Raw genomic sequence first — 24,282 nt, forward strand, 5'->3', positions numbered from 1 at the left:
CGTTACCGTTCCCGACCCTGTCCGCTATCCGATAGCGACACCCACCGATACACCCATTGACGGCTCAACTGGTCAGGATCGGCGCCAGCACGTCGTACACATGGGTGTTGGGGTGTTTGCCGGTGAATTTCCCGGCCTGTGGGCCGACCGCGGTGACCGGGACGTCCTCGCCGGTGTGGGCGGTGGTCGTCCAGTCCATGGTGAAGCGGAGCTTCGTGCCCTTGACCGCGAAGGGGCCGTCCTCGGCGGACTTACCGGTGCCGGATTCGTCCTTCGGGTCGACGGCCTCGACGGACAGGCCGCCGGTCTCGTGGTCGCCGGCCACCACGACGAGCGTGTCCGGGTGGGCGTCGGCGTAGGCGCGGGCCACCGCGACCGTACGGTCCAGCTGCCACATGGCCTGGAGGACGCGTGTGGCGTTGTTCTGGTGGGCGAACTCGTCGACGGCCTCCTCCTCGACGAACAGGAAGAAGCCGTCCGGGTCGGCGGAGAGGACGTCCAGTGCCTTGCTGGTCATCGTCGGCAGGCTGACCACCGGCTGGTAGGCGTCGCCCTTGCCCTCGGCGCGCTGCTGGAACATCTCCTCGTTGGCGAAGAGGCCGAGCAGTTTGCCGGGGCCGGCCGCGGCCAGTTGGGCGGGCGTGGAGACGTACTGGTAGCCGGCCGAGCGGGCCCGCGAGATCAGGTTGCCCTCGGTGCCGCGGCTGGCCTCGGTGGGGTCGGCGGCGGGCTTGTCGGGGTAGGCGCCGGGGTTGCCCTTCGGCAGCCACCAGTCCTCGCCGCCGCCCAGGATGACGTCCGGTTTCGACTTCTCCAGGTACTGCCGGGCGATGTCGTCCTGCGCGTCGCGGTCGACGGCGTTGGCGTAGAACGCGGCGGGGCTGGCGTCGGTCACCTGGGCGGTGGTGACCAGCCCGGTGGCCCGGCCGGCGGCCTTGGCCTGGGCCCCGAGGGTCGGCAGCGGCCTACGGGCGGTGTCGACGCTGATCGCGCCGTTGTAGGTGCGCTGGCCGGTGGCCCACGCGGTGGCCCCGGCCGCCGAGTCGGTGATCTCCGAGGCGGGGTCCTTCGGGCTGGTGGTGAGCTGCCCGGAGTACGGCAGCCGGTCCATGGCGAGCCGCCCACCCTGGCCGAGGTGGTAGAGGCGGGCGGCCTCGCGGTGGGCGGCGCCCATGCCGTCGCCGTTGATGAAGATGACGTTGCGCGCGGCCGGCTCCTCCGCGGCGACGCCGGCCGCCGGGGCGCAGGCGGCCAGGGTTCCCGCGACCAGCAGCGCGGCGAGCCGGTGTGGCAGTCTCGCGAGGGTGTTCATCAGGGAAATTCTCCTCGAGATGACCGGGGCCGGTGGCTATCCGTTCGATCTGCCCGCGGTGCGGGCGTTACGCGACCGTCGCGGGTTGCGGCTGCGCACGCCGGTCACCCTTCTGGCGGGTGACAACGGTACGGGCAAGTCGACGCTGATCGAGGCGATAGCGGTGGCGGCCGGGTTCAACCCGGAGGGTGGCAGCACGTCGTTCAACTTCGCGACGCGGTCCTCGGAGTCGAGCCTCGGTGAGCATCTGGTGCTGTCGCGGGTGCCGGGCCGGCGTCCCCGTACCGGATATTTCCTGCGGGCCGAGTCGTTCTACAACGTGGCCACCGAGATCGAGCGGCTCGGGGTGCTCGACGGGTACGGCGGTGTCTCCCCGCACCAGCGCTCGCACGGGGAGTCGTTCCTGGATCTGGCCACCCACCGGTTCGGGCCGGCCGGGCTCTACCTGCTGGACGAGCCGGAGGCGGCCCTGTCGGTGCAGGGCTGCCTCGCATTGCTCGTCCGGATCGCCGAACTGGTGGCGCTGGGCAGTCAGTTCATCGTGGCGACGCACTCGCCGGTCCTGCTGGCCTGCCGGGACGCGACGATCTTCGAGATCGCGGCGGACGGCGGGATCAGCGAGATCGACTACGACCAGGCGGACGCGGTCGTGCTGACCCGCGCCTTCCTGGCGGACCCGGACCGGTTCATGAACCGGCTTCTCACTGATTGAGCTGATCGACCTGCCGTTTGGGCAGCGCGTCGGCGAGCAGCTGCACCAGGTGGACACCGGTCACCCCGGCCAGGTCGTCGGCCTGGGTGCGGCAGGAGAAGCCGTCGGCCAGGAAGATGTCACCCTCCTCGGCCTGTTCCAGGGCGGGCAGCAGCTGCTGTTCGGCGACCTGCACGGACACCTCGTAGTGGCCGCGTTCGACACCGAAGTTGCCGGCCAGCCCGCAGCAGCCGCCGAGCCGCTTGACCGTGGCGCCGGCGCTCTTGAGCAGCTTGGCGTCGGCCCCCCAGCCCATGACGGCGTGGTGGTGGCAGTGCGGCTGGGCGATCACCCGTACCCCTTCCAGGGAGGGCGGCTCCCAGCCGGGGGTGGCGGCAAGCAGCTCGGCCACCGTCTTGGTCGCCGCGGCCACCTCCTTGGCCGCCTCGTTGTCGACGAGTTCGACCGCGTCCTGGCGCAGCACGCCGGTGCAGGACGGCTCCAGGCCGACGATGGGGATGCCCTGCTTGACCGCTTCGTGCAGTTCGGCGACGGTGTTGCCGAGGATGCGGCGGGCCGCGTCGAGCTGGCCGGTGGAGATCCAGGTGAGGCCGCAGCAGGCTTTGCGGCTGGCGATCTGTGGGGCGTAGCCGGCGTCGACGAGCAGGTCGACGGCGGCGCGGGCGATCTCCGGCGAGAAGTGGTCGGTGAAGCTGTCGACGAACAGCACGACCGGTTTGCCGGTCTTCACCGGGGTGAAGCTGCCTCGGAACGTCTTGTCGGCGAACGTGGGGATCGATCGCCGGGAGTCGACGCCCGCCAGGTAGAGGGCGAGCCCTCGGATGCCGGGCAGGCCGGTCATCAGGTTGGCCAGGCGGGGCATCCTCGACGCGAGCCGCGACCAGCGTGGCAGCCAGCCGAGCGAGTAGTGCGACCGCGGCCGCACCCGCCCCTTGTAGCTCTGGTGCAGGACCTCGGACTTGTAGGCCGCCATGTCGATCCCGGTCGGGCAGTCCGACGCACAGCCCTTGCAGGAAAGACAAAGATCGAGAGCATCGTGTACGGCCTCCGCGCGCCAGTCCGGCACCAGATCGCCGTCGAGCATCTCCTGGAGCACGCGCGCCCGTCCGCGGGTGGAGTCCTTCTCGTTCTTCGTGGCGAGGTAGGACGGGCACATCACGCCGCCGAGCACGGTGGTGTCGGCGCGGCACTTGCCGACGCCGGTGCACCGGTGCACGGCCTGGTTGAAGTCGCCGCCGTCGGAGTGGTAGGCCAGCGCCAGTTCGGTGCGCACCGGCCGGGCCTGGGAGACGCGGATGTTGGCGTCCACCGGGTCCGGGTCGACCAGGTTGCCCGGGTTGAGCAGGTTGTTCGGGTCGAAGGTGTGCTTGATCCGGCGGAACAGGTTCATGGCGTCCGGCGAGTACATCCGGGCCAGCAGTTCGCTGCGGGCGCGGCCGTCGCCGTGTTCGCCGGAGAGTGATCCGCCGTAGCTGACGACCAGGTCGGCGGCGTCCTCCAGGAAGGCGCGGAAGCGGGCCGGGCCGTCCGGCTTGTCCAGGGGGAAGTCGAGGCGGACGTGCACGCAGCCGTCGCCGAGGTGCCCGTACGGCATGACGCTGAGCCCGTGCCGGGCCGTGAGGGCGTCGAAGTCGCGCAGGTAGGCGCCGATGCGGGCGGGCGGGACGGCGGCGTCCTCCCAGCCGGCGTGTGCGGGCAGCCCGGACGGTGCGCGCCCGGCCAGGCCGGCGCCGTCCTCGCGGATCTTCCACAGCGGGGCGGCCTCGGCGGTGTCCTCCACGATCCGGGAGTCGACGGCCTCGGCGACGGCGATCAGCCGCCGGGTGCGGTCGCGGACGTCGTCGAGGTCGTCGCCGGCGATCTCCACCATCAGCCAGGCGGTGCCGCCGGGCAGCGGCGGGACGGCGTCCGGGCCGCGGCGGTTGCGGACCACGTCGCAGATGCGGTGGTCGAGGCCCTCGCAGGCGGTGGGCGCGAACTCCAGGATCTTCGGGATGACGTCGCCGGCCGTACCGAAATCGGGGTAGCCGAGCACGATGAGGGTGCGGTGGACCGGGTCGGCGACCAGTTTCACGGTCGCCTCGGTGATCACCGCGAGGGTGCCCTCGCTGCCGACCAAGAACTCGGTGAGGTTGAACCCGTTCTCCGGCAGCAGGTGCTCCACCGCGTAGCCGGAGACCTGGCGGCCGAAGCGGGCGAACTCGGTGCGGGCGACCGCGAGGTTGTCGCCGATGACGTCGCGCAGGGCGGCGGTGATCTTCTCGGCGCCGCTGAGCGGGTCGGTGATCAGCTCGTCGCCGTCGATCGTGTAGGCGCGCAGCCCGGCCACGTTGTCGGAGGTCCGGCCGTAGCCGAGGGTCCGTGACCCGCACGAGTTGTTGCCGATCATGCCGCCGATGGTGCAGCGGGTGTGGGTCGACGGGTCCGGCCCGAACCGCAGCCCGTGCGGTTTGGCCGCGGCCTGGAGGGTGGCCTGGATGGTGCCGGCCTGCACCCGGGCGGTCCGCGCCACCGGGTCGATGTCGAGCACCCGGTTCATGTGGCGGCTGAAGTCGAGGATCACGCCGGGGCCGATCGCGTTACCGGCGACCGAGGTGCCCGCGCCGCGCGCCGTGATCGGCACGCCCAGCGTGCGGCACACCTGGAGGGTGGCCAGGACGTCCTCGGCGGAGCGCGGCCGGACGATCGCCTGCGGCACGATCCGGTACAGCGAGGCGTCGGACGCGTACGCCGATCGGTGTGCCGCGTCGGTGAGGACGTCGGTCACGCCCGCCCGGCGGAGGTTCTCGACCAGCGGTGCGGCAATGGCTGCTTGTGTCACGGGATGTCCAGGCAATCTGTTTGTGGCCACGGGGTAACGCGGTTCGCACATTACCCAGGCGCCGACCGCCACGATCAGGCGCTCTCGCAGGCCGGGACACAGCTCACGGCCCCCGCCGTCGTCGCCGTTGCGCCGATTCCGGCGTGGCGGCCCACCTGGTGCAGGACACTTTCGTGGTGACGTGGCCGCGTCCGGCGCGGTCCGCGGGAGAAGGAGCAGACCCCGTGAGATCTCGCATGATCGTCCTTGCCGTGGTGCTCGCCCTCGCCGCCGGGCTGGCCGTGCCCGGGGCGGCTCACGCGGCCGCCGGGCGCGAACCCACCCGGTACGCGGCCGCGCAGTGGAAGGCCGTGGTCGTACCCCTGCTGGTCGCCAACCGGAAGGTGATCGCCCGCTGTTTCGCCAACGGGCTGCTGCTCACCTCCGGCGGGTTGCGGCTGCTGCGCCCGGGCGCCCTGCTGTCCAAGCTGCTCGGCATCGCGATGTTCGCGCAGGGTGCGACGAGCGCCTCCTGCCGGGCCACGCTCGCGGTGGCGCGGGCGGCTTACCGGGTCGGGCGGGCCGGCTGGTTCGACGGCACCGACTTCTACTTCGAGGACGCCAGTTACGTGGACGACATCCGGTGGGACCGCAACGTCTGCCACATCGACCTGGCGGTCGGCAGCCCGGGCGGGCGGATGCTGCACTACCGGGCGAGGTACCGGATCTGCCATCCGGCCACGTATTCGTCGACGAACTACCCCTCGCCCGCGGTCTGAGCCGCCAGCGTCGTCTCGTACGCCTCCCGGCACTCGACCTCGAGTTGCACCTCGTGGAGCGGCTCGAGCAGGGCGAGTGCCGTCCGGTGGTGTTCGAGGGCCCGCTCCACCGATCCGGTCCCCCGCAGGGCGACCCCCAGGTAGGTGTGGCACCAGGCCTGCTGATGCTGGAGCCGGTGGTGTTCGGCCAGGTCCAGGGCTTCGTGCAGGTGCTGTAGCGCCTCGTCGGTGTTGTCCTGGGCGAGGGCGACGCCGAGGGTGACCAGGCCGGTGATGCGGGCCGGCCCGTCGGCGCGCATCAGTGCGGCCCGGGCCAGGTCGGCGGCCTCGGCCGGCTGCCCGAGGCGCAGCGTCACGAAGGCGTCGAAGGCGAGCGCCTGCGCGTGCCCGGCCCGGTTGCCGGCCCGTTCGAACAGTTCGGCGGCCCGCCGGAACGACTGCCGGGCGGTTCGTGCCTCGCCGAGGTCGCGGTGGGCGAACCCGGTGCGCAGCGCCAGCGTGGCGGCGAGCCCGTCGCCGGGGCCGGACCGGTCGGCCTCCCGGTAGGCGGCGAGCGCCTCGTCGAGGCGGCCGGCGGCGGCCAGTGCGAAGCCGAGGTCGGCGAGCAGGGCGGCCCGTTCCCCGTCGCGGCCGAGCCGTCCGGCCGCGGCGGCCGCGCCGTCGAGCAGCCGCACCTGGTCGTCGGTGCCGCGGTGGCGGAAGAACCAGACCCGCAGCGCCTGCGGCAGTGCGGCCGTCGCCTCGTCGGCGCCGACGCGTACGGCCAGGTCGAAGGCGGCGATCAGGTTGACGTACTCCAGGTCGAACCAGGCCATGGCCCGCTGCGGATCGCCGGGCGCGGGGGCCGGGCGGTGCGGTGACGGCAGCATCCGGTCGTACGTCTCAGCCTGCTCCCGGTAGTGGTCGAGCACCCGGCGCAGTGCCGTCCCGGAGTCGGGTTCCTCCTCGGCGGCGAGGTCGGCCGCGTACTGCCGGATCAGGTCGTGCATCCGGAACCGGCCCGGCGACGACTCCAGCACCAGGTGGGCATCGACCAGTTCGTCGAGTGCGCCGGCGCAGCGGCCGGGTGGCAGGCCGGTGAGCGCGGCCGCGGCTTTCGTGTCGAAGTCGGCGCCCGGCAGCAGCCCGAGCAGCCGGAACACGCGCCGGTCCGGGTCGTCGAGTTGCCGCAGCGACATGCCGAACGCGGCGTCGAAGCGGGCCGGGCTGTCGCGCAGCCGTTCGGCCAGCACGCCGACCGTCCAGCCGGGCCGGTGCCGCAGCCGGGCGCCGGCCATCCGCAGTGCCAGCGGCAGCCCGCCGCACCGGTCGAGCACCTGGCCGACCGCGTCCTCGCCGGTGAGCGCGATCCCGGCGACCGAGCCGAAGAGGCGGGCCGCGTCGTCGTCGGCGAACGGGGTCAGCGACACCGGCGGCACCCCGTCCAGGCTGACCAGGCGGTTGCGGCTGGTCACCAGGACGGCCGACTTCCCGGCGCCGGGAAGCAGCGGGCGCACCCGGTCGGCGTCGGCGGCGTTGTCGAGCACCACGAGCGCCCGCCGCCGGGACAGTTCCGACCGCCACAGCGCCGCCCGCTCCTGCTCCCCGGCCGGTGGGTGGGTGATGTCCAGGACGCCGAGCAGCCGGCCCAGTGCGGTCGGCGGGTCCAGCGGCTCCTGGCCCGGGGTGAACCCCTGGAGGTCCAGGTAGAGGCCGCCGTCCGGGTAGGCGCCGGCCATCCGGTGCGCCACGTGCACGGCCAGGCTGGTCTTGCCCACCCCCGCCATGCCGTCGATCACCACGGCCCCGGCGGTGCGCAGCAGCTCCTCGACCCGGGCCGCCTCCCGCTCCCGGCCGGTGAAGTCGAACAGGTCGGCGGGCAGGTCGTTGCGGCGGGGCGCGGGCGCGGCGCCCGCCTTGTCGGCTTCGGCCCACACCGGGCGCAGCGGCCGGGGGTCGCGGTGCACCACCCGGCACAGGGCGACGACGGCCTCCCACGGCGGGACGAGGCGGCCGGTCAGGTAGCGGGACAGTGAGGAGCTGCTCAGCCCGGCGTCGCGGGCCAGGGCGCGCAGGCTGAGCCCGCTCAACTCCTTGATCTGGGCGAGCTGGGAGACCAGTCGCTCGTGCGGGCCGGACACGTGCAACACCCTAACGTCCCGTGCCACGCCAACGGATCACCGACATGTCGCCGCAGGTCAGGAGCGTTCCGGGTGTCCCACGGTGTCCCACGGACGGCGCGGGCCGCATCGCTGCGATGGTCGGATGAATCCCGTCAGCGAGGAACACCGAGAAACCTTGTGACGCCGAGGGAGGAGGTAGTGATGCCGATCGAACGGATGCCGGATCCGGCGGATCTCGTCCCCGGCGCGCGGGAGGCACTGACCGCCCTGCACCGGGCGATCGCCGGCGCCGGCCCCGGCGAACGGCTGCTGGCACTGACCCGCCCGGCCGGCGCGGCTGCCGGCGGGCAGACCGGCGAGGAACGCGCCGTCCTGGCGCTGACCGCGGCGGTCACCCGCCCCGGCCCGGTGCCCGACCGGGTCTGGGACCAGGCCGCCAAGCACTTCGACCAGCGGGAACTCGCGGCGCTGCTGCTCAGCATCGCGATCACCGCGGCCGTCCACCGCATCGACGTATCGACACACCGCCAGAGGGAGAACTGACATGACCAGCGCCAAGACGTACGACGGTTTCACCGAGGCCGAGCGCGGCGCCATGAAGGAGCGGGCCCGGGAGCTGAAGAAGAACGGCAAGGACCTGGAGCCCGAGGTCCTCGCGAAGATCGCCGAGATGGACGGCGACGACCGGGTGCTGGCCGAGCGGGTGCACGCCCTGATCCGGGCGGCCGCGCCCGGCCTGACCCCCAAGCTCTGGTACGGCATGCCCGCCTACGCCCGCAACGGCAAGGTGGTCTGCTTCTTCCAGGCGGCCGCCAAGTTCAAGTCCCGCTACGCGATGCTCGGTTTCAGCGACGAGGCCCACCTCGACGACGGCGACCTGTGGGCCACCTACTTCGCCGTGACCGCCCTGACCCCCACCACCGAGTCCCGCATCACCGACCTGGTCCAGCGAGCCGCCGCCTGAGCCACCCCGCCGGCGGCCGACGGGAGCGTTCCCGCCGGCCGCACCGCGGCCGTTGCAGATTGAACACCAGACCCCATGCAAACCGAATACCAGGAGCACTGCGAATCGAAACTCGAAGCCCGCGCAGATGGAACTCAACGGCTATCATGACGTGTGCCCGTACCCCGCATCGTTTCCCGCCGCGCGGCAGCACAGGTGCACGCCGCGCTAGCGGACACCCGGGTGGTGCTGGTCAGCGGCGCACGTCAAGCCGGCAAGAGCACCCTCGTCCGCATCGTTGCGGGCGACCAACGGGCCGAGCGCCGCGATCTCGACCGAACCCAGGACCGGGCTGCGGCACTCGCCGACCCGATCGGCTTCGTCGACTCTCCCGACCTGATGGTCATCGATGAGATTCAGCGCGATCCGGGGCTTCTCCTGGCCATCAAAGCAGCCGTTGACGACGATCCACGGCCCGGCCGGTTCCTGCTCACCGGATCATCCCGGCTGTTCGGCATGGCGGCCGCTCCGGACGCGCTGCCCGGCCGGATGGAGACGATCGAACTCTGGCCGTTCTCGCAGGGAGAACTCGACGGTGAACCGGACGGATTCATCGATGCCCTCTTCGCGGTGGGGCCCGACCTGCGGCACGAGTCGCGAGTCACCCGGGCCGACTACGCGGCCAGGATCGTGCGAGGCGGCCTGCCGGAGGCCACAACCCGCGAAGATCCCCGTCGCCGACAACGATTCTTCGACGCGTACGTCCAAGCGCTGATCGATCGTGACGTCCGGCAACTGTCCGACATCCAGCACAAGGGCGAGATGCGCAAGCTCGTACGCCTGCTCGCGGCGAGGTCCGCGACGATCATCGCCACCAACTCACTCGAATCCGCACTGGGGCTGAGCCGGCCGACGATCGCACGCTACCTCCAGGCTTTGGAGGAGATCTTCCTCGTCAAGCGAATCCCCGGCTGGTCCCGCAACCTCGGTACCAGGGCCACCGCTGCCTCGAAACTGGTCTTCGTCGACTCCGGTATCGCCGCGAACGAACTCGCGACCGACGCGCGGGCACTGCTGCGCCCCGGCGCACCGTTCGGCCCGCTGCTCGAATCATTCGTCCTGTCCGAGTTGTCCCGCCAACTCACCTGGTCCGAACAGTTGGTGGACCTGTCCCACTACCGAGACCAGGGCAGGTACGAGGTCGACGCGGTACTCGAAAACAGATCCGGTCACGTCGTGGGCATCGAGGTGAAAGCGGCCAGCACCGTCGGCCCCGACGATTTCCGCGGGCTGCGCCGCCTCGCCGACCGCCTGGGGGACGACTTCATTGCCGGCATCGTCCTCTACACCGGCACGTCCACACTGCCGTTCGGCGACCGGCTCCGCGCCATACCGGTCAGCGCCCTTTGGCAGGTTCCCGCCCCGGCAGAGGGCTGAATCCTGCCGGTTCGCCGGGCGCAACCGGCCCTACAACGAGATGGGTGGTGGCAGGGTGAGTGAGGCACTGCGGCACATCGAGGCGCTGGCGGCGTTGTTGCCGGCGGCTCAGCGCAGCGCGCACGCGTACGCCAAAGGGATTGATCTTTTCTCGGGGGCCGGCGAGGTCGAGGCCGCGCACGGCAGTGGCCGCGCCTATCTGGCCGCGACCCGGCTGGCGCTGTTGCAGAGTGAGGCGGCCGAGGCGTTGCAGGAGATCCGGAACCGGGCGGTCGACCTGGATCCGGCCGCGCGCCGGCCCGATGACGGGCTCAGCCTGGAGCTGGCCGACATTCTGATCCGGCTGCTGGAGTTGTCCGAGTATCTGGGTGTGGACCTGGGTGCCGCGCTGGTCGCGAAGACGGCTGACACGCTGGGCGGGTACCGGCACGGCGGGGTCCGCTTCTGACGGCTCAGCCGAGCAGCACCGGCAGCGCGACCAGCCCGCGGGTGCGGAAGGACGGGCGCCAGCGCAGTTCGCCGGCCGGGACGGCGAGCCGCAGTGACGGGAAGCGGCGCAGCACCGTGCCGATGGCGATCTCCAGTTCGAGCCGGGCGAGCGGCGCTCCGACGCAGTAGTGGATGCCGTGGCCGAAGGTCAGGTGGCCTCCGGCCCGGCCGGGGACGACCGTGTCGGGGTCGGGGAAGGCGCCGGGGTCACGGTTCGCGGCGCCGACCACCAGCAGTACGGTCGCCCCGCGCGGCACCACGGCCCCGGCGACCTCGATGTCCTCGGTCGGGAAGCGGCGCAGCAGGACGGGGGCGGGTGGCTCGTATCGCAGCAGTTCCTCGACGTCGACCGGCAGCCCGGGGTTGCCGAGCAGGGTGAGCAGTCCGGTGCCGATGGCGTGGACGGTGTTCTCGTACCCGGCGACCAGCAGCAGGAAGGCCAGTGACGTCAGTTCGTCCTCGCTGAGCCGGTCGTTCTCCTCGCGGGCGGCGATCAGGGCGGACAGCAGGTCGTCGGCGGGTTCGGCGCGTTTCGCGGCGATCAGGCCGGACAGGTAGGCGTGGATGGCGCCGATGGCCCGGGCTCCGGCGGCCGGGTCGTCGCGTGGCGGGACCAGCATGACGTCGGTCCAGGAGCGGAAGCGGTCGCGGTCGCCGTCGGGTACGCCGAGCAGGTCGCAGATGACCGCCACCGGCAGCGGGCCGGCGTAGTCGCGGATCAGGTCGGCCTGGTCGTCGAGGCGGTCGAGCAGGTCGTCGGCGGTTTTCTGGATGGCGGGGCGCAGTGCGTCGACGCGGCGTGGGGTGAACGCCTGGGACACCAGCCGGCGGATGCGGGTGTGGTTCGGCGGGTCCATGTTGAGCAGGTTGGCGTCGAGGGCGGGCGGTAGTGAGAATCCGCGCCAGCTGCCGTCGCCGTTGGCCTTGTCGACCGACATGCGGGGGTCGGCGAGCAGGGCGCGGACGTCGGAGTACCGGGTCACGAGCCAGACCGGGGAGCCGTCCGGTAGTTCGACCCGGGTGGCCGGGGTGTGGTCGCGGAGCCGGCGGTAGACGGTGTGTGGGTCGGTGTGGAACTCCGCCGAGATCATGTCCTGCGCCTCGCTCTCACCCGGGCAAAAGGAAGGCCGGGCATCCACGGGGGAAGATGCCCGGCCTTTCGCTTCAAATCGAACCACATCCATCACCCGTTCCGCTACCCCGGGGTGGGCCGAATGGTCATCGGGGTGGCGGGAGTCAGGCGAAGAGGGCGGATCCGTAGTGGGTGACGATGATGAGTGCCAGTACCAGCAGCCAGGCGATGACCACCATCACGTCGATGTCGTTGGCGATCGCCTCGCGCGCCTGATGCCGCCACGCGCGGGGCATCGGCAGGTAGTCGTCGCGGATGTTGACGTGGGTCAGCGACGACCACACGACCGTGGTGGAGACGGTGACCAGCAGGCACCAGGGGCAGAGCGCGCCGATGTTGACGATGGCCTGGTAGAACAGCCAGTAGGCGAAGATCAGCCCGATGGTGTAGACGGTCTGTGCCGCGATCATGAACCAGCGAGGGAACCGCACCCCGCCGAGGGCCGCGACCGCGATGGTGATCACGACCGGTTCGGCGATGAGCCCGAGGAACGCGTTGGGGAAGCCGAGCAGCTGCGCCTGCCAGGACGCTCCGACGGTGCCGCAGCTGATCACCGAGTTGATGTTGCAGGAGAGGTCGGCGGTGGGGTCGCGGGCCAGTTCCACCGCGTCGATCGAGAGCACCAGCGACGCGGTGAGGCTGAGCAGCGCGGAGAACAGCATGGTGCTGTAGATCCAGGTGTTGCTGTGCCGGATCGCGCGGGCCCGGGTGAGAAGGGTGGTCACTTGGTCGTGCCCGCGGCGGCGGTGACAGCGTCGTACAGCGGTCCGGCGGTGTACAGGTCGACGTCGGTCACCACGCCATTGATCTTGACGGTGGGTGTGCCGGTGATGCCGTTGGCGAAGGCGGCGTCGTTCGACTGGGCGACCCAGGGGACGAAGGTGCGGTCCGCGAAGGTGCCGGTCACGTTCTGCGGCACCCCGACCGAGCCGGCCACTTCGGCGATCTTGGCGTCGTCGAGTCCTTCCGAGCCCTCCTCGGGCTGGTTCTCGAACAGTGCCGTGTTGAGGTCCAGCACGTGCTCGGGGTCCTTGTCGGCGACGGTCGCGACGGCGTTCGCCGCCCGGGTCGAGTACTCGGTGCCCTGCGAGAACTTGTCGAGGAAGGCCAGCGGGTGCAGGTTCACCGTGGCGGTGCCGTCGTCGACCAGCTTCTGGATGTCGGCGTGGTTGGCGGCCTCGAACTTTCCGCAGTACGGGCACATGTAGTCCAGGTAGATGTCCACGGCGACCGGGCCGTTGCCGACCTTGAGGCCGCCGTCGGCGGTGGCCGTCGCCGGCACGACCAGCGGCCCGTCGGCGCCGGATTTGTCACCCTTGTTTATGGCGGTGACCACCGAGATGGCGATGGCCGCGATCAGCGCGACGATGATCGTCCCGCCGATGATCATGATGGTCCGGTGCCCGCGCTGTCCGGCGCGTGCGGAGGCGACCGCCTTCTGCGCCGCGGTGTGCCGGTTACCGGTCTTAGTGCCCATGATGTTGGCCCCCTAGTACGAACTGTCCGCCTTCACGGTGGCGCAGATCGGTTCGCCGCGTTATCACCCGGGGCCGAGTCGGGACCATCGGCGGCGCTGGTCAGGACCAAGGTCCCCCGCCGTACGCTGGCCGGATGGAACCACTCGACGTGATCGGCTGGGCCGGATCGGCCCTGCTGGTCTGGTCTCTCCTGCAGAGTCGCCTGCTGCGACTGCGGGCGCTCAACCTGCTCGGCTGTCTGGTGCTGCTGGGGTTCAACGCCGCGATCGGCGTCTGGCCCATGGTGGGTCTGAACGTGGTGCTCGCGGTGATCAACCTCTGGTATCTGTGGCGGATGCTGGCGACCCGGCACGACGACAAGGCGTACCAGGTGGTGGAGGTCCGCACCGGCGACGATCTGCTGGCGCACATTCTGCGGACCCATCACGACGACATCGTCCGGTTCAACCCGGATCTGACCCTGGACGGCCTGACGCGCCGGGACGCCGCCGCCTTCCTGATCCTGAACGCGGACGAGGTGGCCGGTGTGGTGGTCTTCCACGCGGCGGGCGACGGGGTCGCCCAGGTGGAGTTGGACTACGTCACCGAACGATACCGGGATCTGACGCCGGGTGAGTTCGTCTTCCGCCGTAGCAGCTACTTCATCAACCGCGGGTGCCGCACGGTGATCACCCCGGCCGGCATGCGGTCGCCCTACTACGACCGGCTCGGATTCCAACCCCGAGGCGATTCGTACGTGCTGGAGCTCGCGTCCTGAGCCGGTGAGGGTCGCCCGGCCCGGCGCACCGTGCCGGGCGACCGGGTGGTCATCGTGTGGGGCAGCCGTAGCGGCAGATCAGGAACCGGGCGAAACGCTTCTGGTCCTGTGTTCCGAAGGCGGTGAAGTCGCCGCCCACGGTGAGGCCCTGCCTCATGTCGGCTTTCATGGTGAGCACGCCCCATTTGCCGTTGCTGCGCGGATCCCAGCCGAGCAGCTTGCCGGTCGCGGCGTCCCAGGCGGCCATCTTCGACTGTTTGCGCTGCATGGCCTTCTTGCACCACGAGGTGGCGATCTGGGACGGCTGCGTGCAGGCGGTGGTGAAGTGGCCGCCCGCGTAGATGGTCCCGTCCAGCTGGGTGATCGCCTGTACGTCGCCGTCGGTGACGCTGGTCCAGGCGAGCCCGCCGTCGGGGCGGTAGGCCGCGACCCGGCCGCCGGCGCCGGCGAGGGCGGCGAACACCCGGTCCTTGGTGGCGGTGAGGCCGAAGGTGGGGTACGGCGTGCCCGGTTTGAAGGTGGTGTCCACCTTCCCGTCGGCCAGTTTCAGCGCGCCGAGCCGGGCCGTGCCGTCCGCGCCGGCGAGCTTCTTGAAGGCGCCGCCGACGTAGAGCCGGTTGCCGGCGGCGGCGAGGGCCAGCACCTTGCCGTCGGTGCCGGCCGTGAAGCCGGTGTCCACGGTGCCGTCGGCGAGGCGGATGGCGGCCAGGCTGCGGGCGGCGCGGCCGTTCACGGCGGTGAACCGGCCGCCCACGTAGAGGCGCCCGCCGGACACCTCGACGGCGTGGCCGAAGCCGTTGAGCGCGGGCTTCAGCGATCCGACCGCGCCGGTGGACAGGTCGACGGCGGCGAGCCGGGCCCGCGGCTGTTCGTTGACCTTCGTGAACTCGCCGGTCACGTACAGGTTCTTGCCGTTGGCGGTCACGGCCAGGACGGTCCCGTCCAGGGCCGGCGCCCAGGGCAGCAGTTTGCCGGTGCGGGCGTCGACCGCGGCGAGCCGTTTGCGTTTCACGGTCTGGCCGTCGGCGAACGCGTGGGTGAAGTTGCCGCCGAGGTAGACCGTGTCGCCGACGTGCACGCTGGTGTACACCAGGCCGTCGAAGCCGACGGTGCGCTCGGGGGTGGTGGACAGCGGTGGGGCGCCGTCCGCTGAGGCGGGTGCGGCGGGCAGGACGAACAACATCGCGAGCACGGCTATTCGCCGTGAAACACCAGCTAGAGACATGAACGCGACAATATGTCCTTTTTGCCGGACAGGTCGGTCGCATTGATCAAATAGTCGGACTGAACCTTCATGGGAGCGCTCCCGTATCCATCGCTGTAGCGATGTGATCTCGACTCCGAAGGCGAAGGTCCCCCCAATGTACAGAGCCCGAGGCAAAATCCGCCGCTGGCAGATCGGCGCGGTCGCCGGGGTCGCCGTCCTCACGGTCGGCGTCGGACTGGGCGTCGCCTCCGCAGGCGAGTCCACACCCACCGTGAGCTGCCCGCAGGTCGCCGTCGGAACGGTGCCCGCCCAGCAGCAGGCCGAGGTACAGCGCAACCTGGAGCTGCTGAACACGCAGATCGCCGAGGCGAACAAGCGGATCGCCGACACCGCCGGCCAGGGCGGCGCCAACTTCATCCAGAACGCCATCCTCGGCCCGCTGAAGGACAAGCGGTTCGCCACCATCAACCGCATCGAGACCGCCATCGCCCGCAACGCGGCCCGCCCGAACCTCAACGCCGAGGGCCTGTCCGCCTGCACCCTCAACTCCGACGGCGGCGGCTCGCCGCAGCAGGACACCGCGCTGCCGTCGGCGCCGGCCGGTGGCGCGGCCGCCGCGACCCCCACGGTGAACTGCCCCGACGTGCCGATCACGGTGGCCGTCCCGGCGCAGCAGAAGGCGGACGTGGACCGCAACCTCGCGCTGCTGGACAAGCAGATCGCCGAGGCGGACAAGCGGATCGCCGACACCGCCGGCCAGGGCGGCGCCAACTTCATCCAGAACGCCATCCTCGGCCCGCTGAAGAGCAAGCGGTTCGCCACCATCAACCGCATCGAGACCGCCATCGCCCGCAACGCGGCCCGCCCGAACCTCAACGCCGAGGGCCTGTCCGTCTGCACGCTGAACGAGGCCGGCGGCGGCGCGGCGCAACCGACCGTGGCGCCCACGACGGTCGCGCCGACGACGGCGGCGCCGACCACCGCACCGCCCGCCGAGGAGCCCGAGGATGCTCCGACCGGCACGCCGGTGGCGTTGAACGGGCAGCTCAAGGTGTGTGGGGTGCACCTGTGCAACGCGGCCGGCAAGCAGATCCAGCTGCGCGGCATGAGCAGCCACGGCATCCAGTTCTTCCCGAACTGTGTCAACCGGGACTCGCTGGACGCGCTGCGCAACGACTGGAACGCCGACTTCATCCGGCTGTCGATGTACGCCCAGGAGGGCGGCCTGGAGACCGACCCGGCCGGGTTCACCGCCAAGGTCAACGGGCTGGTGGAGACGGCCAGCGCACTCGGCCTCTACGTGATCGTCGACTTCCACGTGCTCACCCCGGGCGACCCGAACGCGAACACCGCCCTGGCCAAGAAGTTCTTCGCCGACGTGTCGGCCGCGCACGCGAACAAGGACAACGTGATCTACGAGATCGCCAACGAGCCCAACGGCGTCAGCTGGGACGGCATCCTCAACTACGCGAACCAGGTCATCCCGGTGATCCGGAAGAACTCCCCGGACAGTGTCGTGCTGGTCGGCACCCGCGGCTTCTCCTCGCTGGGCCTGACCGACGGCAGCGACGAGACCGAGATCGTCAACGACCCGGTCGAGTTCGCGAACATCATGTACACGTTCCACTTCTACGCGGCATCGCACGGCGCGGACCGGCGGGCCGTGGTGGCCCGGGCGGCCACGAAGCTGCCGCTGTTCGTCAGCGAGTTCGGCACCCAGACCTTCACCGGTGACGGCGGCAACGACTTCAACAGCACCGACGCCTGGCTGGACCTGCTGAAGGCCAACAAGATCGGGTACGGCATGTGGAGCCTGTCGGACGGCCGGGAGACCAACTCCGCGTTCCGTCAGGGCACCTGCGCGGGCACGAACTACGAGGGCAACGGGGTGCTGACCGACTCCGGCCGCTACATCCGGTCGCGGATCCTGACCGGCGTCGGCGCGCGCTGACCTGCTGCCCGGCCGCCTTGACGAGGCGGCCGGGCAACATCCTCAGCTCTCCCGCTGGGCGGTGAACTCGGTGCCGGAGACCAACTCCGAGGTGAAGCCGTCCGGGCCGACCGGCCGGTCCCCGATCAGGGTGACCCGGTGCAGCGTACGGCGTACGTCGAGGTGTTCGAGGTCTTCCGGGGCGAGGTGGGCGGTGGCCCGGTTGTCCCAGAAGGCGATGTCACCGGCGTTCCACCGGAACCGGACCGTGTAAGCGGCGCGGGCGATCTGCCCGAACAGCAGGTCCAGGATCTGGCGGCTCTCGGCGGCGGACAGCCCGACGATCTTCTTGGTGAAGCCCGGGTTGACGAAGAGCGCCCGCTCCCCGGTCTCCGGGTGCACCCGGACCACCGGGTGCACCGCCACCAGCAGGTTCTTGTTGATCCGGTCCTGGTAGCGCTCGTTGTCGGAGGCGTCGATGCCGGACAGGAACCGGTGTTCGGCGCGCAGCCCGTCGGCCAGTTCGCGCAGGGGCCCGGAGAGGCCCTCGTAGGCGGCGACCAGGTTGCTCCAGGTGGTGTCGCCACCGAAGGAGGGCACCACCTCGGCGCGCAGGATCGACGCGGACGGCGGGTTCACCGCGGCGGTCACGTCGGTGTGCCAGCCCGAGTAGTAGCTGTACTGGCGGCGGCTCTGCTGTTTGCGGTCGAGGCCGTACAGCTCCTCGTAGCGCTGCGGGTCGATGGTGAGGATCTCCGGGAAGTCCTGCGGCGGGGTGTCCTCGTGCGGGTGGGCGTGGGTGAGCTGACCGAACTGGCGGGCGAAGGCGATCTGCTGGGCGTGGTCGAGGTTCGCGCCACGGAAGAAGATCACCTTGTGGGCGAGCAGCGCGGCGCGGATCTCCGCGACGGTCTCGGCGGGAAGCGGAGCCGTCAGGTCGGCGCCGGAGATCTCGGCGCCGATGTGCCCGGCGATGCGCTCGACGGTGATCCGGCTGGTGGGGGCGAGGGTGTCGGTCACGGTGCTACCTCCGTTGGTGGGACGGTGTGGCGTCGTTACCCTCGATACAATCCCTCTCAATCCTATGTGTCAAGTAGGGATTGTGTTGTCAACTGTTAAGGCCGGGCATGCCGAGGGGTCATGCCGATCTCGCTTCGACATGACCCCTCATGGAAGGCCGCTGACGACCTCCGAACCGGACCCAACCGGTTGCTCTGTACCTTCTTCATTTAGCCCCATTAACCGATCTCTTATTTGAGAAAAGCACATATCGTACGCCCGTCGCACAGTCGATGCGTGTCCCGCATCACCCGGTCACGACAGCGTGGTGCAACCCAGGTGCGGCATCGGTGTACTCGGTGGCGCCCTTAAGTGCGCGGACTCCCGTACCGATCACCTAGACGAACGGTCGTGGCGGTATGCCCGCCCCGATCGCTCACGCCTGAGGAATCTTGACGGGGATATGAGGAGGCCGCCTTGAACGCGCCCGGTAGTGCTGTGAAACCGTCCGCTTCGACAACGCGACGGCGCTCGTTCAACGATCTCAGCGTCAACGTCAAGATCGTCAGCGCGGTGGCGGTGTCGTCCCTGGTCGCGCTGACCGTCAGCGTCATGGGCTGGCAGGGGCTGGGCGAGACCAACGGATACGCCGACAAGCTCTACAACAGCAACGTCGCCAGCGTGACCGCACTGGGGGACATGAAGGCGGCGTTCTTCAAGACCCGAGGCGATCTGAACGGCCACGCGGCCGTACGGACCGAGGCGGGCAAGGCTCAATACCGCGAGGCGCTCGCCGCCGACCAGAAGGCGGCGGCAACGGCCTTCGCCGAATATCGGGCCAGCACCCCGGCCAACGATGTCGCGACCATCGACAGGCTGGAGAAGGGTTACCAGGCGTACGTGCAGGTCGCCGAGGAGAAACTCTTCCCGGCGAGCGATCGCAACGACATGGCCACCTGGGGGAAGATCCACGAGGCCGCGAGCATGCCGTTGGCCCAGAGCGCGGCGAAGATCCTCGTGGACATGCAGGTCGTCGAGGAAGCCGACGCCAAGAAGAACGCCGACGCGGCCCAGGAGTCCTACGACTCGAATCTCGCCATCTCGATCGTCCTGCTCGTGGTGGGGCTGACCGCCGCTCTCGGCCTGGGTGTGTTCGTCGCCCGGCAGATCGTCCGGTCGCTGCGCAGGGTCCATGCCGTCTGTGACAGCCTGGCCGCGGGCGATCTCACGCAGACCGCGGGTCTGACCTCGCTCGACGAGCCCGGCCGGATGGGCCAGGCGCTGGACACCGCGGTGAACCGGCTACGTGAGACGGTCAACACGATCGGCGGGTCGGCGGTCACGCTGGCCAGCGCGTCGAGCCAGCTGTCCGCGGTCAGTTCGCAGCTCCACTCCGGCGCCGCGGAGGCCGCCGCGCAGGTCGGTGCGGCGTCGCAGGCCACCGAGGACGTCAATGCCGGCGTGCAGACCATCGCCGCGGGCGCGGAGCAGATGAGCGCGTCGATCGCCGAGATCGCCAGCAACGCCGGGCAGGCCGCCCAGGTCGCCAACCAGGCGATGAGCGTCGCCGAGCGCACCACCGCGCAGGTCGCCGAGCTGGGCACGGCCAGCGCCGAGATCGGTGACGTGGTCAAGCTGATCACCGTCATCGCCGAGCAGACCAACCTGCTGGCGCTCAACGCCACCATCGAGGCCGCCCGGGCGGGCGAGCTCGGCAAGGGCTTCGCGGTCGTGGCCGGCGAGGTCAAGGACCTGGCACAGCAGACCGCCAAGGCCACCGAGGAGATCACCACCCGGATCGCGGCCATCCAGTCCTCCAGCACCACGGCCACCGAGGCGATCAGCGAGATCACCCAGGTCATCCAGCAGATCAGCGACTACACCACCACGATCGCCTCGGCCGTGGAGGAGCAGACCGCCACCACCTCGGAGATGAGCCGGTCGGTGTCCGACGTCGCGACGAACAGCGGCGGCCTGGCCGGCACCATGTCCCACGTCGCCCAGGGCGCCACCGCCACCGCCGACGGCGCCAGCTCCACCCAGCAGGCCGCCGCCGATCTCACCAGGCTCTCCGGCGAGCTCACCGCCATCGTCAACGGTTTCCGCCACTAGGCGGAGCCACGGGCCTCACCCCCAGCCGGGGGTGAGGCCCTTCGTCATTTCACCGGTGGTTCAGTCCACCGGGCGAACACCGATCCCGGTCTCGCTGATCCGGGTCGGCTCCAGCACCCGGTGCAGGAACTCGCGGGTGCGTTCCTCGCGCGGCCGGCCGAACACCCCGGCGGGCGGACCCTGCTCGACGATCACACCCGCGTCCATGAACACCACCCGGTTGGCGACCTCCCGGGCGAACGCCATCTCGTGCGTCACCACCAGCATCGTCATGCCCTCGCCGGCCAGCGCGCGCATCACCGCCAGCACCTCCCCGACCAGCTCCGGGTCCAGCGCGCTGGTCGGCTCGTCGAACAGCATCAGCCGCGGGTCCATCGCCAGCGACCGGGCGATCGCGGCCCGCTGCTGCTGGCCGCCGGACAGCTGCGCCGGGTAGGCGCCGGCCTTCTCGGCCAGGCCCACCCGCCGCAGGTTCTCGGCGGCGATCCGGTCGGCCTCGGCCCGGCCGCGTCTGAGGACCCGCCGCTGGGCGATCGTCACGTTCTCCCGGACGGTCAGGTGCCCGAACAGGTTGAACTGCTGGAACACCATGCCGATGCCGCGCCGGACCGCGTCGATGTCACAGTCCGGGTCGGTCACCTCCACCCCGGCCACCCGGATCGTCCCGGCGGTCGGCTGTTCGAGCAGGTTCACACAGCGCAGCAGCGTCGACTTGCCCGACCCGGACGGCCCGATCACGCAGACCACCTCGCCCGGCTCCACCGCCAGGTCGATGCCGCGCAGCACCTCCAGGGCGCCGAACGACTTGTGCAGGCCCTCGATCTCGATGGTGGACATCAGCGTTCCCTTCCGGCGCGGCGCTCCAGCCCGCGGACCAGCTGCGACATCGGCAGCGTGATCAGCAGGTAGAGCAGGCCGGCCACCACCAGCGGCGTCGGGTTGACCCGGGTGTTCAGCGTGTCGCCGGCGAACTTGGTCAGCTCGATGGTGGTCGCCGTGACGCCCAGGACGTACACCAGGGAGGTGTCCTTGGTCAGCAGGATGATCTCGTTGGTCAGCGGCGGGATGACGATCCGGAACGCCTGCGGCAGCACGATCGAGATCATCGCGCGGGTGTGCGACATGCCGAGCGTGCGGGCCGCCTCCAGCTGCCCTTTCGGGACGGCCTGGATGCCGGCGCGGATGGTCTCGGCCATGTAGGCGGCGGCGGTCAGCCCGAGACCGACCGCCACCGACCCGTACAGGCCGCCCGGGATCTCCCGGTCCGGGAACGCGAGCGGCACGCCGTACCCGACCATGAACAGCACCAACAGCGCCGGCAAACCCCGAAACAATTCGATGTACGCGGTCGCGAACCACCGGTACGGCGGAATCGACGACAACCGCATCAGCGCCAGGATCAGCCCCAATGTCAGCCCGAACACGAACGCCAGCAGTGTGTAGACGATCGTGTTGCGCAACGCCACGGTGATCGCCCCGGGGAACATGCTGCGGGCGATGTCGAGCCGGAAGAACGCCTCGGACAGGCGCCCCCAGTCGGCGGCGGCCACCACGACGGCGATCACCAGGGCGAACACGAGATAGCCGGCGACCTGTGCGATCCGTCGCCGGCGGCGGGGACTCAACCTCATGTGGTGGGCTTGTCCCCGATCCAGGTGGCGTAGATCTTGTCGTACGTGCCGTCGGTCCGTGCCGCCGCGAGCACCTCGTTGACGGTCTTGAGCAGCGCGGTGTTGCCCTTCTTGACGGCGAAGCCGTACTGCTCTCCGGTGTCGAACCCGGCGGCGACGGTGACCTTGCCGGGGTTGGCCTTGATGTACTCGTTCCAGACCGGCAGGTCGTTGACCGCCGCCACGACCTGGTTGGTGGCGAGCGCCTGCTGGAGGGCGGCGAGGTCCTTGTAGGAGACGACCTCGATGTCGAGCTTCTTCTCCGCCACCTGCTTCTTGATGTAGTCCTCGCCGGTGGTGCCGCCCTGCACGCCGAGCCGCTTGCCGACCAGTTCCTCCAGGGTCTTGACCGGGCTGCCGGTGAGCACGGCGAGCGCTTGGGTGGCGTCGAAGTAGGGATCGGAGAAGTCGAGCACCTTCTTGCGCTCGTCAGTGATGGTCATCCCGGCCGCGGCCACGTCGCACTTGCCGGAGTTGAGGTCCGAGCCGGACTTGATGCCCTCGAACGGCGTGTCGACGATCTCCTGGGTGACGCCGAGTTTCGTGGCGACCAGGTCGATGAGCGCCACGTCGAAGCCGACGACCTTGCCGCTGGAGTCCTTGGACTGGAACGGCGCGTAGGGAAGGTGGGTGCAGGTGGTCAGCGCACCCGTCTTGATCAGTGGGACGCCGCTCTCGCTGGTCCCGCCGGTGTCCTCCTTGGCACACCCCGCGACCAGCACCGCGGCGGCCGCCACAACGACGATTTTCTGGAAGTATCCCTGCCTGTTCACTGGATCAGATTAATCCAATGTGGCCGATCTGGGAGGTTCCTGATCCGCCGACGCTCGCCGGGCCGGCGCGGAGTCCGCGCCGGCCCCTCGGGTGTCAGACCGGGACGGTCACCCGCTGGAGGCGGATCTGCCACACGTCCGGACCGTCCTGGAGCCATTCGGTGGCCACCTGGCCGTGGTAGCGGGCGTCGATCTCGGCGAGCAGCGGCATCGGGGCGTGCGGCGCCACCAGTACCAGCGCCCCGTCGGCGGGGAGCGCGTCGATCGCTGCCAGCACCCGGGCGTGCCGCTGCCCGTGCGGCAGGTCGCGGACGTCCAGGCGCGGGTCGATGCTCAGCACCGCGGCCGGTCCCTCGCTGGGCGCGTCGCCGCCGCAGCCGCAGTGACCGCCGCAGCCCTCCTGCCCGCCGCCGCCGATCAGGTCGTGCATGCCGTCGAGCAGGTCGGCCAGGCTGACGTCGGCGGCGGCCACCAGCAGGGGTACGACCAGGTCGTTCTCCTTGGCCAGATGCGTCGTGAAGACGGCCTGCAGGGCGCGGGCCGCGGCCGCCGCGGCGACCGGCGCGCTGGTCTCCTCCAGTTCGGCGACCAGGGCCGCGATGGTCCGGTGCTCGTCGAGCATGCCGTCGACCAGCAGCCTGCCTTCGGGCCGGGCGGCGGCCGCCGGATACATGGCGTTCTCCTCGGCGTACGCGTGGGGCAGCAGTTCGGTGTGCAGCCAGCCGAGGAGGGCGTCGCGGTGGTGCCAGACCTGCCGCAGGCCGCCCATCTCCGCGGCCGTAACGAGGTCGGTGACGTGCCCGGTCAGCGCGGCGGCCAGTTGCCGGTGGTGGGTCACCACGGCCTGGGCGGCGCGGGCGTCGGCATCGGTGTTGTGGGACATGAGCCCTCCTGGTTTCAACGCTGTTCTACGTTATAACGTTATTGACCGTGGAAACCATGCGAGTAGGGCCGAACGGCGGGACTACGGAAACTCCCCGGCACCGGGCCCTGGGGTCGGACAGCCGGGTGACGATCCTGGGATTGATCCGTGCGGCGGCCGGCGGGCTGACCGCGGCCGACATCGCCGAGCGGACCGGTCAGCATCTGTCGACGACCCGCGCCCACCTGGAGCGGCTGGTCGACGCCGGTCTGCTGGTCAAGGCGCGGGCCAGCGGCGGTCTGCCCGGCCGTCCGGCGTGGCGGTACCGTGCCACCGCGGCCGATCCGGTGCCCGCTCCGTACCGGGCGCTGGCCGCCGCCCTGCTGGACCATGTCACCGGCGAGGGCGCGGACGTGCGCGCGACCGCCGGCCGGGTGGGCCGCGACTGGGGTAGGCAGTTGGCCGCGGCCGCTCCCGGAACCGGCGATCCGGTCGAGGCCGTCACCACGGTTCTCGACGGGCTGGGCTTCGCCCCGTCGGTCCAGCCGCCCACCGAGACCGGCCAGATCCCGGTGCATCTGCACACGTGCCCGTTCCTGGACCTGGTCGGCAAGAACCCGGACGCGATGTGCGCCCTGCACGCCGGAGTGATCCGCGGCATCCTCGAAAAGCACGGCGCCCCCACCGACGGCGCCACCCTGGAGCCGTTCGGCGCCCCCGCCGCATGTGTCGTCCGCTTGCCCCGGCCTGATGCAATGGCGCGCGTTGAAGATCACCTAGACGGGTAG

General features: G+C 70.6%; 22 protein-coding genes. 10 read left to right on the top strand and 12 right to left on the bottom strand.

Annotated features, from left to right (window positions below):
• Positions 1-64: 64 nt before the first annotated feature.
• The gene (locus tag BJ964_RS46015; RefSeq protein ID WP_188126551.1) at positions 65-1,312 is read right to left on the bottom strand and encodes an alkaline phosphatase; all 1,248 of its coding nucleotides are present in this window, start codon (positions 1,310-1,312) and stop codon (positions 65-67) included.
• On the opposite strand from BJ964_RS46015, the gene BJ964_RS46020 reads away from it, so the two are divergent.
• Positions 1,305-2,024, top strand: coding sequence for an AAA family ATPase (locus tag BJ964_RS46020; RefSeq protein ID WP_229807455.1), 720 nt, complete (start codon positions 1,305-1,307; stop codon positions 2,022-2,024). The genes BJ964_RS46015 and BJ964_RS46020 overlap by 8 nt on opposite strands.
• Here the strand turns inward: BJ964_RS46020 and BJ964_RS46025 are convergent.
• Positions 2,014-4,845, bottom strand: a complete 2,832-nt coding sequence (locus BJ964_RS46025) for an FAD-binding and (Fe-S)-binding domain-containing protein (RefSeq protein WP_229807454.1) — start codon at positions 4,843-4,845, stop codon at positions 2,014-2,016. The genes BJ964_RS46020 and BJ964_RS46025 overlap by 11 nt on opposite strands.
• Positions 4,846-5,069: 224 nt before the next feature.
• On the opposite strand from BJ964_RS46025, the gene BJ964_RS46030 reads away from it, so the two are divergent.
• Complete coding sequence (locus BJ964_RS46030) at positions 5,070-5,603, top strand: hypothetical protein (protein WP_188126553.1); 534 nt, start codon at positions 5,070-5,072, stop codon at positions 5,601-5,603.
• On the opposite strand, the gene BJ964_RS46035 is transcribed toward BJ964_RS46030, so the two are convergent.
• Positions 5,582-7,723, bottom strand: a complete 2,142-nt coding sequence (locus BJ964_RS46035; protein ID WP_229807453.1) for an ATP-binding protein — start codon at positions 7,721-7,723, stop codon at positions 5,582-5,584. The genes BJ964_RS46030 and BJ964_RS46035 overlap by 22 nt on opposite strands.
• A gap of 183 nt (positions 7,724-7,906) precedes the next feature.
• Here BJ964_RS46035 and BJ964_RS46040 point away from each other — a divergent pair, with 183 nt between their 5' ends.
• The 4 genes from BJ964_RS46040 to BJ964_RS46055 all read left to right on the top strand — a co-directional run bounded on the left by BJ964_RS46040 (position 7,907) and on the right by BJ964_RS46055 (position 10,533).
• Positions 7,907-8,248, top strand: a complete 342-nt coding sequence (locus BJ964_RS46040; protein ID WP_229807452.1) for a carboxymuconolactone decarboxylase family protein — start codon at positions 7,907-7,909, stop codon at positions 8,246-8,248.
• A gap of 1 nt (position 8,249) precedes the next feature.
• Entirely contained in the window at positions 8,250-8,669 is a 420-nt protein-coding gene (locus BJ964_RS46045) for an iron chaperone (protein WP_188126555.1), read from the top strand.
• Between the two features lie 153 nt (positions 8,670-8,822).
• Positions 8,823-10,085, top strand: a complete 1,263-nt coding sequence (locus tag BJ964_RS46050) for an ATP-binding protein (protein WP_188126556.1) — start codon at positions 8,823-8,825, stop codon at positions 10,083-10,085.
• Positions 10,086-10,140: 55 nt separating this feature from the next.
• The gene (locus BJ964_RS46055; protein WP_188126557.1) at positions 10,141-10,533 is read left to right on the top strand and encodes a nucleoside triphosphate pyrophosphohydrolase family protein; all 393 of its coding nucleotides are present in this window, start codon (positions 10,141-10,143) and stop codon (positions 10,531-10,533) included.
• A gap of 4 nt (positions 10,534-10,537) precedes the next feature.
• Here BJ964_RS46055 and BJ964_RS46060 read toward each other — a convergent pair whose 3' ends face one another.
• The 3 genes from BJ964_RS46060 to BJ964_RS46070 all read right to left on the bottom strand — a co-directional run bounded on the left by BJ964_RS46060 (position 10,538) and on the right by BJ964_RS46070 (position 13,183).
• Positions 10,538-11,665 carry a cytochrome P450 family protein gene (locus tag BJ964_RS46060; protein ID WP_188126558.1) on the bottom strand — a complete coding sequence of 376 codons (1,128 nt, stop codon included), beginning with the start codon at positions 11,663-11,665 and terminating at the stop codon, positions 10,538-10,540.
• A 145-nt stretch (positions 11,666-11,810) separates the two neighbouring features.
• A complete protein-coding gene (locus BJ964_RS46065) occupies positions 11,811-12,431 on the bottom strand; it encodes a vitamin K epoxide reductase family protein (RefSeq protein WP_203832548.1) in 621 nt (206 codons plus the stop codon).
• A complete protein-coding gene (locus BJ964_RS46070) occupies positions 12,428-13,183 on the bottom strand; it encodes a DsbA family protein (protein WP_188126559.1) in 756 nt (251 codons plus the stop codon). The genes BJ964_RS46065 and BJ964_RS46070 overlap by 4 nt, the downstream gene beginning before the upstream one ends.
• A 134-nt stretch (positions 13,184-13,317) precedes the next feature.
• Between BJ964_RS46070 and BJ964_RS46075 the strand changes: the two genes are divergently transcribed.
• Positions 13,318-13,941 carry a hypothetical protein gene (locus BJ964_RS46075; protein ID WP_188126560.1) on the top strand — a complete coding sequence of 208 codons (624 nt, stop codon included), beginning with the start codon at positions 13,318-13,320 and terminating at the stop codon, positions 13,939-13,941.
• 49 nt (positions 13,942-13,990) lie between these two features.
• Here BJ964_RS46075 and BJ964_RS46080 read toward each other — a convergent pair whose 3' ends face one another.
• Positions 13,991-15,133 (bottom strand): PQQ-binding-like beta-propeller repeat protein, encoded by a 1,143-nt coding sequence (locus BJ964_RS46080; protein WP_188126561.1) that lies wholly within the window; start codon positions 15,131-15,133, stop codon positions 13,991-13,993.
• Between the two features lie 169 nt (positions 15,134-15,302).
• Between BJ964_RS46080 and BJ964_RS46085 the strand changes: the two genes are divergently transcribed.
• Positions 15,303-17,099 (top strand): glycoside hydrolase family 5 protein, encoded by a 1,797-nt coding sequence (locus BJ964_RS46085; RefSeq protein WP_188126562.1) that lies wholly within the window; start codon positions 15,303-15,305, stop codon positions 17,097-17,099.
• A 42-nt stretch (positions 17,100-17,141) separates the two neighbouring features.
• Here the strand turns inward: BJ964_RS46085 and BJ964_RS46090 are convergent, their stop codons facing one another.
• Positions 17,142-18,098, bottom strand: a complete 957-nt coding sequence (locus BJ964_RS46090; protein WP_188126563.1) for a TauD/TfdA dioxygenase family protein — start codon at positions 18,096-18,098, stop codon at positions 17,142-17,144.
• A gap of 477 nt (positions 18,099-18,575) precedes the next feature.
• On the opposite strand from BJ964_RS46090, the gene BJ964_RS46095 reads away from it, so the two are divergent.
• Positions 18,576-20,189 (top strand): methyl-accepting chemotaxis protein, encoded by a 1,614-nt coding sequence (locus BJ964_RS46095; RefSeq protein WP_239163857.1) that lies wholly within the window; start codon positions 18,576-18,578, stop codon positions 20,187-20,189.
• A 60-nt stretch (positions 20,190-20,249) separates the two neighbouring features.
• On the opposite strand, the gene BJ964_RS46100 is transcribed toward BJ964_RS46095, so the two are convergent.
• The 4 genes from BJ964_RS46100 to BJ964_RS46115 all read right to left on the bottom strand — a co-directional run bounded on the left by BJ964_RS46100 (position 20,250) and on the right by BJ964_RS46115 (position 23,515).
• Positions 20,250-21,026, bottom strand: coding sequence for an amino acid ABC transporter ATP-binding protein (locus BJ964_RS46100; RefSeq protein WP_188126565.1), 777 nt, complete (start codon positions 21,024-21,026; stop codon positions 20,250-20,252).
• Positions 21,026-21,820 (bottom strand): amino acid ABC transporter permease, encoded by a 795-nt coding sequence (locus BJ964_RS46105; protein ID WP_188126566.1) that lies wholly within the window; start codon positions 21,818-21,820, stop codon positions 21,026-21,028. Before BJ964_RS46105 ends, BJ964_RS46100 begins: the two co-directional genes overlap by 1 nt.
• Entirely contained in the window at positions 21,817-22,632 is an 816-nt protein-coding gene (locus BJ964_RS46110) for a basic amino acid ABC transporter substrate-binding protein (RefSeq protein ID WP_188126567.1), read from the bottom strand. The genes BJ964_RS46105 and BJ964_RS46110 overlap by 4 nt, the downstream gene beginning before the upstream one ends.
• A 94-nt stretch (positions 22,633-22,726) precedes the next feature.
• Positions 22,727-23,515 (bottom strand): DUF2249 domain-containing protein, encoded by a 789-nt coding sequence (locus BJ964_RS46115; RefSeq protein ID WP_188126568.1) that lies wholly within the window; start codon positions 23,513-23,515, stop codon positions 22,727-22,729.
• A gap of 56 nt (positions 23,516-23,571) precedes the next feature.
• Between BJ964_RS46115 and BJ964_RS46120 the strand changes: the two genes are divergently transcribed.
• On the top strand, positions 23,572-24,282 hold the full coding sequence (locus BJ964_RS46120) for a helix-turn-helix transcriptional regulator (protein ID WP_188126569.1): 711 nt from the start codon (positions 23,572-23,574) through the stop codon (positions 24,280-24,282).

It is taken from the genome of Actinoplanes lobatus, from assembly GCF_014205215.1.
GTDB lineage: Bacteria > Actinomycetota > Actinomycetes > Mycobacteriales > Micromonosporaceae > Actinoplanes > Actinoplanes lobatus.